The sequence below is a fragment of the Myxococcales bacterium genome, from assembly GCA_016720545.1.
Lineage (GTDB): Bacteria > Myxococcota_A > Polyangia > Polyangiales > Polyangiaceae > JAAFHV01.
Window position 1 is genome coordinate 1 of the sequence record JADKKK010000019.1, and the last position, 12,737, is coordinate 12,737.

Below are 12,737 nucleotides of genomic sequence, written 5' to 3' on the forward strand. Positions count from 1 at the left end.
CAGTTTGCGAGATGTCCTCATTCTCTGTGGGCAGCCACTTCCGAGACCATTGCGTCGAGTCGCGCCTCGCACGCGTCGGCGTCGATCCGTGACCGGAGCGTCGGCCGCCTCCGCTTCTTAGCTGGATCGTCTCGCACGCCTCGGCCGCCCCTTTAGTCGAACCGTTTCGCGCCCTCGCTCGCGGCAGCCCGTGACCGGAGCGCCTCGCCCTCGCCCCCCGACTTGCGCGCAGCAGGATACCATCGTAGAATGACGCGGCATGCCAAACTTTGGAATCCGTAGACTTCGCGCTATTGGCGCAATCTTCGCTATGGCGGGGGCTGTCGCCTCGTGCGCGGCCGCCACGGCCACCGATGATCCCGAGGCCGGCGCGCCCGGTATCTCGGGGGATGCGGCCGACGGCTCCAGAGAGGACACCTCGGTTGACGCCGGTGACACTTCCAAAGGGGATACCTCGGTTGACGCCGGTGACATCTGCAGAGGGTCGACCCTGCCGTCCGAGCTTCACGTGCGCTGTTCGCCTTCAATGCCATGCGATCCAAGGCTCGACTGCATCTACAGGGCTGGCTGCACGGCGCCCGAAGGGACGTGCGAGCGCTGGGGTCGCTGCACGGACTCTTCGATTTTGGAGTGGGTGTGCGGTTGCGACGGGAAAACCGGAAACTCCCGCGCGGTACCAATTTCGGACTTTGGAGACGCGTGCACTCCGCCACGAGATTCCACGGCCCCCCCACGTGACGCGCCGAACCTCGGCGATTGAGCACCGCGAATGCTCGTCGCGCCCCGCCGACCCTCGCCTTACAGCGCCGCACATCCCAGTATACTGCCCTCTGGTGGCTGAGTCCCGTGACCGGGGCGTCGCGCCCTCGCCAACTTCACCCGAGTCCCGAGACATCGCGCCCTCGCCCACTGTGGCCGAGTCCCGTGACCGGGGCACCCTCGCCAACTGCACCCGAGTCCCCCGCTTCCCGCTTCCCGCTTCCCGCTTCACCCGAGTCCCGGGACGGGGACGGGGACGTCGCGCCCTCGCCCGCTTTACCTCCTTCGCGTGGCCGGAGCGTCCCTCCCTCGCCCGCTCCAACCAAGCAGCGACCGGAACACCTCCCCATCGCCGGCGCCTTCGCGATCGATTTACTCTCAAGATAAGTTACCCCAAGAGTGCGCCCGGTTCCGTGACAGAATCGTATCGCCCGGCCCTACTCCGTTAGTTGCTTAATCCGCTGATGCGAGAGTTGGAGCAACAGCCCCGCGTCTCGAAGCGACAGCCCGGCCCGACGCAACTCCCTTGCACCCTCCGCTGCGGTCTTGGCGGCCTCCTCATCCTTTCGCTGCGCCTCCACGCGCGCCTTCAGCGCCCTCGTCATCGCTCGCTGCGCCGCCCTGGGTATGCGAATCTCCTCCACGAACGTCACTTTGCTCGCGATGCCCGCTGCCCCAGGCAGCACGTCTTCGCACAGTGACAGTGCCTCTCGGATGTTTCGACGCGCCTCCGCAATCGACCGCCCGTGCGAACGACATCCCGCGACCTCGGGGAGGTGCACGTGCCACCCACCTCCGTCTGCCTCTAGAACTACCTTCATTTCCCTAGCAACCAGCGCTTTCCGAAGCATGGCTCCAAGTCCTTCTCAATCGCTCCCAGAAGACCTCTGCCCAGTTCTCCTGGATGGATCGGTACCGTTGTCTTATTCGTTCCGCACGCGCACTCGTATCGCGCGTGCGACCCCTTCTGCCGTAGCTTACGCCCCCCTCTCCGGAGGATTTCGGCGACCACCTCGCTAGCCTTCACCTTCCAAAGTCTAGTCGGCCGCTTCACTCTGTCAAGTCGGCTTTACGGAAGCAGCCTCTCCGTCGTCACGTCGCGCTCGGCTCCTCGCTCGCGGCGACCGCGCCCCGTGACCGAACCGGCTCGCCCTCAGTCGTGGCGCCCGGGTTCCGCGGCCGGAGCGCCTCGCCACCCGTGCCCGAGGCGTCGCGCCCACCCACCTGCAGACCGGACGGTCGCGCTCTTGCACACGCCCTTCAGGATCCGCGGTGAAGTGACCCACGAAGTGGCCCCGCCGACCGCGCCGCTGTAGGGGTGAGGGGCGAGCGCAAAAAGATCGAAGGCCCGGGTAGCAGCCCGAGCCTTCACGTCGGCGAGCACCGACCTTGGCACCCTGCCTGGTCTGGTGCGAGGAGGCAAGAAAGGTGAGCGGCGCTTGCGGACGGCGAGCGCGTGGAGCCCGAGGTTTGCTTCCAGATCCGCTGCGGCCAATGCAAGGGCATGTTCGCCGCTTGTCGCCGTGATTACCGCGGCCAGAGCCTCTGCAGCGCCGAGTGCCGGGCGGCGTCGCTGCGCGAGTCGCGGCGGAGGCATCAGCGGTCGGAGCACGGCCGCGAAGACCACCGCGACCGCCAGCGGGCCTTCCGTGAGCGACGCGCCATCGCCGCGAGGCAGGCGGCGGCGAGGGGGGCGGGGGTCGCGAGCGTGATGGAAGTTGGTTCCAATAACTTGCCGGTGGTCGCGAACTCGTGCGCACGCGACGAGGCGCCGCCGTCCACGGAGGACCCGGGCGTCCCCGTCGCGAGGAGTAACGACGATGGAACGCGATCCGTTGATGGTGACGATGGACCCGGGCGTGCGCGCCACGCGACTGCTCGTGATGGAGGGCCGGGACGAGCTCCTGCGGGCGGTCCTCGGGCCAGCGACGGCGACGCACCCGCGGGCGGCGGCGACGCTGCTCGAGGGCCTTGCGCTCTGGCACCAGCGGCCGCTCGCTGTTGCCTTGTGTGTGGGCGAGAGGGACTCTTCTTCGAGCCTGCACCTGTTCGACGCGCTCGGCATGGGCGAGCGCAGCGTCCACTACAGCGTCGCGGTCGTACCCCGCGAACGCCGCGGTGGCCGCCGGCTCTCTGTGCTCGGCCGCTTCGGTGACCTGAGGCAGCTCTGCTTCGAGGCATTCCGATGACCATCTCGCAGGAAGTCGAAGCGGAGATCCGCAGGCTCGCGCACGCAGAGGGCTGGCCACGTGGCACGATCGCCACCCAGCTCGGCGTCCACCACGAGGTCGTCGAGCGAGTGCTCGATGCGGACACTGTCACCCCGAAGGAGCGTCCACCTCGGGCGAGCAAGCTCGACCCGTACAAGCCGTTTCTGCTGCGCAAGCTCGACGAGCACCCGACGCTCCGGGCTACGCGCCTGCACACGATGATCAAGAAGCGCGGCTTTCCGGGCAGCGTCAAGATCGTGCGCCGGTACGTCGCGACCGTGCGCCCGCGTGCTCGCAGCGCCGCGTACCTCGAGTGCGAGCGGCTACCTGGCGAGCAAGCGCAGATCGACTGGGGCAAGGTCGGCGTCCTGGCCGTGCCGGGAGGGGAGCGCGCGCTGTGGGTCTTCCTCATGACGCTCGCGTACTCGCGCTACCGGTACGCGGAGCTCGTCTTCGAGCTGGGCGTCGAATCGCTCCGCCGCTCGCTGTGGCGCGCAGTCACTTTCTTTGGCGGCACACCGCGCGAGTGGCTCTTCGACAACACGAAGGCGGTCGTCGTCGAGCGCTTCGGGAGTGCCAAGCGTCTGCAGAAGGACCTCCACGAATTCGCCTCGGCCTTCCACGTCATGCCGAGGCTGTGTGCGCCTCGCAGGCCAGAGCACAAGGGCGGCGTCGAGCGCGGGATCCGCGACCTGAAGGAAGGTCACTTCGCCGGGGAGAAGGTCCGGAGCATCGAGTCGGGCAACCGCGATTTGCTCACGTACATCGACGAGGTGGTCTGCGCGCGGAGGCATCCTCGCCAGCCGACGCGAACCGTACGCGAGGTGTGGGAAGAAGAGCGGCAGAGGTTGTTGCCACTCCCGACGCACATGCCGTCGGCCGACCTCGTGACGCCGGTCGCAGTCGACAAGCTGGCGAACATCCACCTCGCCACGAACCGATACTCAGTGCCCTCGTCTTACGCGGGCGGCACATTGACGCTCTTCGCGGACGACGCGCTCGTCCGCCTCGTCGACGGCAGGTCCGAGGTCGCTCGGCACGCGCGCTCTTGGGGCAAGCATCAGCGCATCGAAGACCTGTCGCATCGCCGCGCGCTCGTTGAGGAGCGCGCGGCCGCGAACGCAGCTCCAGTCCGCGAGCAGCTCTTCGTCGATGTCCCTGAGCTGCGCATCATCTTCGAGCGCGCCGTCGACCGCGGCCGGAACGTCGGAGCGATGACCGCCCGCATCAAGACGCTGCGCGAGCTGTACGGTATCGAGACTCTGCGCGAGGCGACGCGCGTCATGTGCGATCACGGCACTCATGACCCCGGCGCGCTCAGCCTGCTCTGCGAAGAGGCGCGGCGGCGACGCAACATGCCTATCCCGCTCCCTCTGCCGCTTCCCAGCGGCGTCGTCGATCGCGACGTCGGCTCGCACGACCTCGCGTCGTACGACCCCGACGCGAGCGAGGAGGCGCCGTCATGACCGAAGCTCTCCACCACCTCCTCGACGGCCTCGGCCTCCGCGCCACGCCCGAGCAGCTCCAGGCCCTGCTGACGCAGCTGACGAAGGCGCACGCGAGCCCGGTCCAGGTCCTGGAACAATGGGCGGCGCTCGAGCGGCGCGAGCGCGAGGTGCGCAATCTGGCGTCGCGGACGAAGAAGGCCAGCGTCGGCACGACGAAGCCCGCGACCGACTACGACTGGAATTACCCCCAGAGCGCCGACGAGGCCACATACGAAGACCTCCTGGGGCTCGGCTTCATGACTCGCAAGCAGAACGTCCTCTTCCGCGGACCGGCGGGCGTCGGCAAGACCATGCTCGCGAAGAACCTCGGCCTGCGAGCGCTCGAGCGCGGGCACACCGTGGTCTTCGCGAACCTCTCCTCGGCACTCGCCGACCTCCTTCGGCAGGAGTCGTTGCCGGCCGTCGAGCGACGCCTTCGCCGCTACACGGCCGCGAACCTCGTCATCCTCGACGAGCTCGGATACCAGCCGGTCGACGCACGCGCCGTCGACCTCCTCTTTCAGATCGTCAGCCGAAGACACGAACACGCGTCAACGATCCTCACGACGAACTTACCCTTCAAGGACTGGGCGAACGTGTTTCCAGGGGCGGCCTGCCTCGTACCGCTCGTGGATCGCTTCACCGAGAACATGATCGCCTTCGACATCCGCGGCCCGTCCTACAGGCAGCGAACGAGGCCGACGCCGAAGCCCCCGCCCCCGAGGCCGCCCAAGAAGCGCGCCTGAACCGTCAACCCAGGAGCCCAAGGGCGCCGCGCGACTCTCGCCGGCGCCCTTCGGCTTCCATGAGAGCGGGGCGCACCCGTCTTTCACGCGCTCGCGAGGCGGGCCAATCCGCCGCGGATCTTCCCGGGCGTGTACACCCCTCTCGCGCGGTCGCCTCACCGCCTGCTCGCGGGATGGACGAGCTCCGTACGCGCGCGCCCTCTCACGTGGTTACACCCAAACCTGGTCATCGAGCCTGCAACCCTGGGCGCGTCCCGTCCTCCAACGTTAGCATTGCAGCCGATACGCTGTCGACAAGATGTTGTACCAGCTCACGTCGAACGAGGCAGCCTGTGCTCGAAGATGGGATAACGAAGTCCAGGCCAAATCGCCAGTGGGTGCATCAAGAGCCATATAGTGCCCCTCTAGCTGATGAGCGGGCGTAGTATGACGGATTGGCGACAAATGCGGTGCTGGTATCCATGAACAATGACCGCTCCAGATTCGTGGAGAATTTCAAGAGCTCACCCTTCGTTAGGTCGTCCAGATCCCATTTCTTAAGCAACAGTCAGCCCCTTCCGACCAGCAATATTCGATTGTTCTGCCTCAGCCCGCGCCACCGCCGCCACCGCCACCTCCTGCCAGTCCTCAAGCCGGGCTGCCATGGGACTTCGGCCCTGGGTGACCGGTCCGTGGCCGGGGTTGTAGGGCGTCGCCGGCGGGAGCCACGCCCCTCTCCCTCGGCCAGCGACCACTACGGCGAGAAGGAAGTCCCGCACTAGTGCTAGGAAGGGGACGCCGCGCCCCCGCCGACCCCTTCCGACCGCCCTCGCCCCGAGCCGACCATGCGCTACTTCGTCTCTTTCGATCCCGCGACCCCCGAGGCCGTCACGACCGTCGACATCCGCGAGCTGCCGAGCGGCGCGCTGCAGGTCGAGATCGAGGGGCGGCGCGTCGAGGTCGACGCCGAGCAGGTCGGCCCCTCGCTGTCGATCCGGGTCGACGGCCGGGTGGTGGACCTCACCACCGAGGGAGCACCGCCGGAGCTGGGCGCCATCGCCAGCGGCCACCGCTCGTACGTGCGGGTGGAGAGCGAGCGCCAGCGCGCCGCGGCGCGCACCAAGACGTCCGGCGGCGGCGGCGGCGACAAGACCCTCAAGGCGCCGATGCCCGGACGCGTCGTGCGCGTGCTCGCGAAGCCTGGCGACGCCGTGATCGCAGGCCAGCCGCTGCTCGTTCTCGAGGCGATGAAGATGGAAAACGAGGTCAAGGCGAGGGCAGACGGCACGGTGCTCACCGTCCACGTGACCGAGGGCGCCACGGTCGAGAGCAACGCGCGCCTGCTCACGCTCGCGTAGCGAGGGCCCACGACCATGAGCGAGCAGCACGCGGACGCGCCGGGGCCGACCGGCAGCGCGGGCAAGGAGCCCGACCTCGACGCGGCGCCCATGACCACGGGCAACGCGGCGCGGATCGCGGCGGCGGGTTTGTTCTTCCACGCCTGCGGCCTCCTCGCGGCGGCGCTGCTCGCGAGCTACGGCCTCGCAGCCATGATCGCCCAAGCGGTCATCGCCGAATGGGGAATGTCCCGCCTCGGGGTGCGCTGGACGGCCGAGCGCGCCAGCGACGCCCCGGAACCCCCTTCGCCCGCCGCGCGCGCCGCGCGAGGCTTCGCGCTCGGCGCGGGCGCCGCCGCGCTGACGACGGCGGTGCTGCTCGCCACCGGGACCGGTCGGTTCGAGCCGGGCGGCCTGGTGCCGACGACGCTCGCCGCGGGCGCGCTCTCGGCAGCTGCCACCGCCGTGTCGCACGAGCTCTACTACCGTGGGCTCGTGCTCCGGATCACCGAGAAGGTCAAGTACCCTTACCTTCGTCTGCTCGCCGCCGGCCTGGCGGGAGCGGCCGCGACGGCGGCGATGCCCGGGGCGACGCCCCTCGAGGTGCTCGTGGCGGGCCTCTTCGGGGCGCTCATGGCGGCCCTCTGGCTGCACGACCGCGGCGCGGTCCTCGCGTGCGCGGCGCACGCCGGGTGGCTCTTCATGACGCGCAGCGTGCTCCGAGGCGGTGTGTTCGAGCTCGCGGGGTCATCCACCCTGCTCGGTGGCAACGGCGCCGGGCCCTTCGTGGGGGGCGCAGCGGCCGGCGTGCTCGGCGCTTCGCTCGTAGCCTGCCTGGTCGTCCGCGCCCGCGAGCCGATCCCGACCACGATGTCCGACGGAAATTGAGTGCGAGACCCTCGAACGCGTTAGCTTATTCCTATGGGCCGCGGGGACGAGCCGATGAGCGCGCGGAACGGGCCTCGGAGCGCCCGCAACCGAGCCTCGCGCGAACCGCGCCCCGAGCGCGGTGAGTCCGAGCCCGAGGACGACGAGAATTTCCTCTTTCACCTCTACCGTGGGAGCGAGCTGCTCCAGGACGGGCGCGAGCACGAGGCGAAAGAGGAGCTCGAGCAGGCGCTCCTGCGCAAGCCAGGCGACCAGAAGGGGCAAGACCTGCTCGCCGCCGTGTACTTCCGGGTCGGGCATTTCGCGCGCGCCATCGCCATCTACGAGCAGCTCCAGGAGTCGAGCCCACGTGATCCGGCGCTGCAGCTGAACCTGGCGCTCTGTCACCTCAAGTCCGACGCCCCCGAGCAGGCGCGCGCGCAGCTCCTCGCCTTGGTCGCGGAGAGCCCCGACCACCTCCGCGCGTGGGGGTATTTGGGGCTATGCCACGAGCGCTTGGGCGAGCTAGGGGAGGCCCAGGCGGCCTTCGAAAAGAGCGGGCACGGGCACCTCGCCCGCCGCGTCATGGAGCAGCTCGCCGCACGAAAGGGCGCGACGCACGGGGCCCCCACGGCCCCCCCTGCTCCGGCCCCGACTCCGGCGGCGGAGGGGACGCGGCCTGCGCCGGGCGGGCTCCACGACCTCGCGGCGGCCGCGGAAGCGGCGGAGGCCGACCAGCTCGACGCGGCGGGCGCCGCGCCCGCGGCCCCATGGCAGCACGCTTCCTCCCCGCTCGAGCCCGGCCCCGAGCTCACCGAGGCTCCCGACGCCCCTCCCCCAGCCACTCCGCGAAGCACCCCAACCTCCACGCGCGCCCACGCGATCCTCACCCATCCCCCATCGACCCGGGACGGTCCACCGCCTCCGCCGGCGCTCCCGCGACCTGCCCCGCCGCCGCCGTCGGTGCGCGCACCGCGCGCGCGCGACTCGGCCCCTCCCTCGGTGCTCCCTCCCGTCGCGCCGCCGTCGCGGCGGGCGATCCCCGCGGCGCCGCCGACCCCCGAGCCTCCAACCCGTCGAAAGACGCTCATCGTGGGCCCTCCGCCGCCCGGCGCCGCGACCGCGGGCGCCGAGCTCGCGCCCGTGAGCCTGCGCCTCCCCTCGTCCCAGCGGCTCCCCACGATCGAGGAGCCGGCGCTCTCGTGGTCCGCGGGGCGGCTCGTGTCGACGCCCCCCGGCGCCGTCCCGGCTCCCAGCGTGTTTCCCCCGCCGTCTGCCGCCCACTTCGCCAGGGCCGCGGCGCTCGTCGCGCCCGGCGACGGCGCCGTAAGCCTGCACGCGAGCGGCGTCGTCGTCGCGCGCCCCACGGTCGCGGTCCCCTTCGCCACCCGACTCGAGAGCATCCGCGCGATGTCGGGCGCGCTCGACTCCAAGATCCTGGAGCGCAAGCAGCGCGGCGCCTCGCTGGGCGAGACCTTCGGCGGCCTCGGCAGCCCGCTCGTCGAGCTCGTGGGCGAGGGGCACCTCGTGGTCGGCCCGAAGCCCGGCCATACGCTCTGGTCTTTCACGCTCGACGGGGCTCCCTGCAGCGTCCGCGAAGACCGCGTGCTCGGCTTCCAGCTCTCGCTCGCCTACGAGAATGAACGGGTCGCCCTCGGCTCCGCGGAGCTAGGCGTCGTGCGTTTCGCCGGAGCGGGCGCGCTCGTCCTCGAGACGTCGAGCGCGCTCGTGACGCTGGCGGTGACGCCCGCGAGCGCCATCGTGGTGCGCCGCGAGGTGGTCGTCGGCTGGCTCGGTGTCCTCGACATCACCCCGGTGCTCCCGGCAGACGCGCCCGGGGCGCACCACGGCCTCGTCCGCTTCCAGGGCGAGGGCAGCGTGTTCGTCTCCGGCCTCTGATCCGGGGGGTTCTCGATTTCCCTGTTCGCTCCTTCGCGCAGGCGCGCCGACGGCACCGCCGCGGGGCCGTGGGGCCGCGCGCAAAAGGCGCACGCCGCCCCGAATCGGTCTATCGTCACGCCGTGGTCCCCGAACACGAGAGCGATTTGAGCGCGCCCCCGCGCGATCTGACAGCCAAGCGCGCGCGGCGCCGCTCGCTCGCCGAGGACGCACTCAACCTCCCGAACCTGATCACGTTCGCGCGCATCTTGATGATCCCGGCGTGCCTCGCCTTGCTCCAGTCGAACACGCCGCGGGGGTGTTTCTTCGCGGCCCTGGTGTTCACGTTCGCGGCCCTGACCGACGCGCTCGACGGCTATCTGGCGCGCAAGATGGGCATCGTCAGCGTGCTCGGCAAGTTCATGGACCCGCTCGCCGACAAGCTCATCGTGATGGCGTCGCTCATCTACCTCGTGCCCCTCGGCCGCGTGCCTGCGTGGGTGGTGGTCGTCATTCTCGGCCGCGACATCACCATCACGGGCCTGCGCAGCGTCGCCGCGAGCGAGGGCGTCGTGATTTCGGCTGGCCAAGAGGGGAAGACCAAGACCGCCCTGCAGATGGTGGGGGTCATCGCCATCCTGGTCGGCTTCCCGTACCCCATGAGGTACCTCGGGTTCATCGACCTCGGCATCGTCGACCTCGCGCGTGTTGGGCGCGGGCTCGTCTACCTCTCGCTGTTCTTCTCCCTCGCGAGCGCGATCGACTACATGCGCATCTTCGGCGCAGCGGTCGAGGCGAAGGACAAGAAGCTCGCGAAGGAGCGGGCGTCCACGTCCGATCTATCCCCCGAGTCCGACGTCGGCCCGTCCTGAGTCCGCGCGCCGCGCTGCGCGCCCGCCGCTCGAAGGCCGGCGCGGCGACCGCCCCCACCCCCGCGCGCCCGCTTGCCAAGGCGCGCTCACCTATGCGAAGTTCCGCGCCATGAAGCGGAACCTCGCACCCGCGCGCCTCGGCGCCGCCACGGCGGCCCTCGCCCTCGGGCTGGCGGTCCTCCTCGGACAGGCCTCTTGTTCGAACCAGAGCGAGGGACAGCGCTGCAACATCCTCGGCGACAACGCCGGCAACGACGACTGCCAAGAGGGCCTCGTCTGCAAGCCGAAGGGGCAGCTCAACGGCGCGCAAGACGACCTGTGCTGCCCGCTCGTCGGCGCCCCCACGGTCGCTGCGTGCCAGGCCCCGGGTGGCGGCGCGGTGGTGCCCGTGCCCGCCGAGGCCGGCCCCACGCCCGACGCGACCCCGGCCGACGCCTCCGGCGACGCCCCCGCGGACGCCCCCGCCGCCGACACGGGGGCCGACGCGCCGGCCGCCGAGACAGGGGCCGACGCCTCGACCGACGCGCCGATCGACGGCGGCTGACGTGTCCGCCGCGTCGCTGGTCGGTCACGCTCAAGGCGCGCTCCTCCTGGCGGTGCTCCTCTCGCTCCCCGTGTTGCTGGCGACGCTCCTCGTGGGGCTGGTCGTGGGCGCGTTCCAAGGCGCGACGCAGATCCAAGACCCCGCGGTCTCCCACCTGCCCCGCGTCCTCGCGGGCGCGCTCGCGTTGGGCGTCGCCGCGCCGTGGATGGGCCACGCGCTCGCCGAGCTCGCGACGCGCGTGCTCCTCGCCGCCGCCGGCTGAAGGCCACGCCCACCCTCGAGGCTGACGCCCGCGCCGGTGGGTTGACCCGCGGGGTCGCCTTTGGTAGCCACGAAGAAGTGACTGAATCCTCATTCACCGCCCGCAAGCGCGCGAAGCCCGCCGCCAAGCGCACCACGCGCGTCGCCACGCCCGTCGCGCAGGACGGCCCCCCCGCGCGCCGCAGCGGCGACAAGCGCGAGCGCATCCTCAGCGCGGCCGTTCGCGTCTTCGCGCGGAGCGGCTTCCACGCGACCCGGGTGAGCGAGGTCGCGAAGGCCGCGGGCGTCGCCGACGGCACGATCTACCTGTATTTCCGCTCGAAAGACGAGCTGCTCGTGTCTCTCTTCGAGGACCGCGTAGAGCGCCTCCTCGCGTACATGGAGCGCGAGCTCCCGAAGTACCCCGACGCGAGCGCCCGGCTGCGCGCCGTGATCGAGCTCCAGCTCGGCCTGCTCGAGGGCGAGCGCGAGCTGGCCGAGGTCATCACGGTCATCCTGCGCCAGTCCACGAAGCTGATGAAGGAGTACGCGGCGCCTCGCTTCTTGGAGTACCTCGACGCCATCGCGCGGGTCGTCGCCGAGGGGCAGGCCAAAGGGATGTTTCGCACCGACGTGTCGCCCAGCCTCATCGCGCGCGCCACGTTCGGCGCGCTCGACGGCATCGTCCTCACGTGGGCCCTCGGCCGCGCCGAGCACGGCGCCCTGGGCCGCGCGGCCAAACAGCTCGCCGACGTGCTCCTGCGAGGGCTGTCTGCGTGAGGCGAGCGTGAGCGAGTGAGGTGCGCGTGAGCCTCGCGAAGGGCAAGCAGCTCGAGCTCCGCGCGCGGGTGCTCTGCGACGTGCGCGCGTTCTTCGTGTCGCGCGGGTTCGTCGAGGTGGAGACGCCGTGCCTCGTGCCGTCACCGGGCCTCGACGTGCACCTCGCCGCGTTCGAGGTGAAGACGCGGTCGCCCAACCGCTACCTCATCACCTCGCCCGAGTACCAGATGAAGCGCCTCCTCGCGGGGGGCGAGCGCGGGGCGGGGCGCATCTTCCAGCTGACACGCGCCTTCCGCGACGACGAGCGAGGCGAGCGCCACAACCCGGAGTTCTCTCTCGTCGAGTTCTACCGATCGCCGGGCTCGATGGCCGACACGATGCGCGACACCGAGCAGCTCGTCGCCAAGGTGACCGGCGGCGAGGTGCGCCTCCGTGAGCCACGCGCGCGCCGCATTTCCACCCGTCCGCCCTTCGCGCGCCTCACGGTGTGCGAGGCGTTCGCGCGCTTCGCGGGCCTGGAAGAGGCGCGAGTGCTCGAGCTCGCCGAGCGCGACGAGGACACCTTCTTCCGCGTGCTCGTCGACCAGGTGGAGCCGGGGCTCGCGGCGCTCGACCACGCGGTGTTCCTCACCCACTACCCCGCGTCGCAGGCGTCGCTCGCGCGGCGCGTGCCCGAGGCGCCGCACCTGGCGGAGCGCTACGAGCTCTACGTCGCGGGCGTCGAGCTCTGCAACGGCTTCGGCGAGCTCACCTGCGAGCGGAGCAGCGCGCGCGGCTGCTGGCGGACCAGGCCGCGCGCGTGGCCCGCGGCCTGCCCGTGTACCCCCTCGACGAGCGCTTCCTCGCGGCCCTCGCCGCGGGGCTCCCGCCGTGCTCCGGCAACGCGATGGGGCTCGACCGACTGGCGGCGCTGGCCGCCGGGACGACCCGCATCGGCGAGGTGATCGCGTTCACCGACGACGAGCTCTGACGACGCGCGACGCGACGCGCCCTCCCACCTCGCGCGACCGGCGCCTCCTACGTTCATGGCGAGACCGC

At 70.7% G+C, this 12,737-nt stretch carries 11 protein-coding genes and 1 pseudogene; 11 read left to right on the forward strand and 1 reads right to left on the reverse strand.

Annotated elements, in window-relative coordinates; all coding sequences use genetic code 11:
* Window positions 1-1,576: 1,576 nt before the first annotated feature.
* Window positions 1,577-1,786, reverse strand: coding sequence for a type II toxin-antitoxin system HicA family toxin (locus IPQ09_24595; protein ID MBL0197349.1), 210 nt, complete (start codon window positions 1,784-1,786; stop codon window positions 1,577-1,579).
* Between the two features lie 793 nt (window positions 1,787-2,579).
* On the opposite strand from IPQ09_24595, the gene IPQ09_24600 reads away from it, so the two are divergent.
* The 11 genes and pseudogenes from IPQ09_24600 to genX all read left to right on the forward strand — a co-directional run bounded on the left by IPQ09_24600 (window position 2,580) and on the right by genX (window position 12,669).
* Window positions 2,580-2,948 (forward strand): hypothetical protein, encoded by a 369-nt coding sequence (locus IPQ09_24600; protein MBL0197350.1) that lies wholly within the window; start codon window positions 2,580-2,582, stop codon window positions 2,946-2,948.
* Window positions 2,945-4,435 carry an IS21 family transposase gene (locus IPQ09_24605; protein MBL0197351.1) on the forward strand — a complete coding sequence of 497 codons (1,491 nt, stop codon included), beginning with the start codon at window positions 2,945-2,947 and terminating at the stop codon, window positions 4,433-4,435. The genes IPQ09_24600 and IPQ09_24605 overlap by 4 nt, the downstream gene beginning before the upstream one ends.
* The gene (locus IPQ09_24610) at window positions 4,432-5,202 is read left to right on the forward strand and encodes an ATP-binding protein (protein MBL0197352.1); all 771 of its coding nucleotides are present in this window, start codon (window positions 4,432-4,434) and stop codon (window positions 5,200-5,202) included. Before IPQ09_24605 ends, IPQ09_24610 begins: the two co-directional genes overlap by 4 nt.
* 824 nt (window positions 5,203-6,026) lie before the next feature.
* A complete protein-coding gene (locus tag IPQ09_24615) occupies window positions 6,027-6,539 on the forward strand; it encodes a biotin/lipoyl-binding protein (protein ID MBL0197353.1) in 513 nt (170 codons plus the stop codon).
* 15 nt (window positions 6,540-6,554) lie between these two features.
* Entirely contained in the window at window positions 6,555-7,406 is an 852-nt protein-coding gene (locus IPQ09_24620; protein ID MBL0197354.1) for a CPBP family intramembrane metalloprotease, read from the forward strand.
* A 33-nt stretch (window positions 7,407-7,439) separates the two neighbouring features.
* The gene (locus IPQ09_24625; protein ID MBL0197355.1) at window positions 7,440-9,284 is read left to right on the forward strand and encodes a tetratricopeptide repeat protein; all 1,845 of its coding nucleotides are present in this window, start codon (window positions 7,440-7,442) and stop codon (window positions 9,282-9,284) included.
* 251 nt (window positions 9,285-9,535) lie between these two features.
* The gene (gene pgsA, locus IPQ09_24630) at window positions 9,536-10,135 is read left to right on the forward strand and encodes a CDP-diacylglycerol--glycerol-3-phosphate 3-phosphatidyltransferase (protein ID MBL0197356.1); all 600 of its coding nucleotides are present in this window, start codon (window positions 9,536-9,538) and stop codon (window positions 10,133-10,135) included.
* Between the two features lie 109 nt (window positions 10,136-10,244).
* Window positions 10,245-10,679, forward strand: coding sequence for a hypothetical protein (locus IPQ09_24635; GenBank protein ID MBL0197357.1), 435 nt, complete (start codon window positions 10,245-10,247; stop codon window positions 10,677-10,679).
* Between the two features lies 1 nt (window position 10,680).
* Window positions 10,681-10,941 (forward strand): flagellar biosynthetic protein FliQ, encoded by a 261-nt coding sequence (locus IPQ09_24640; protein MBL0197358.1) that lies wholly within the window; start codon window positions 10,681-10,683, stop codon window positions 10,939-10,941.
* 77 nt (window positions 10,942-11,018) lie between these two features.
* On the forward strand, window positions 11,019-11,699 hold the full coding sequence (locus IPQ09_24645) for a TetR/AcrR family transcriptional regulator (GenBank protein ID MBL0197359.1): 681 nt from the start codon (window positions 11,019-11,021) through the stop codon (window positions 11,697-11,699).
* A 26-nt stretch (window positions 11,700-11,725) separates the two neighbouring features.
* Window positions 11,726-12,669: pseudogene (genX, locus tag IPQ09_24650) on the forward strand (EF-P lysine aminoacylase GenX).
* The last annotated feature ends 68 nt before the right edge of the window (window positions 12,670-12,737 follow it).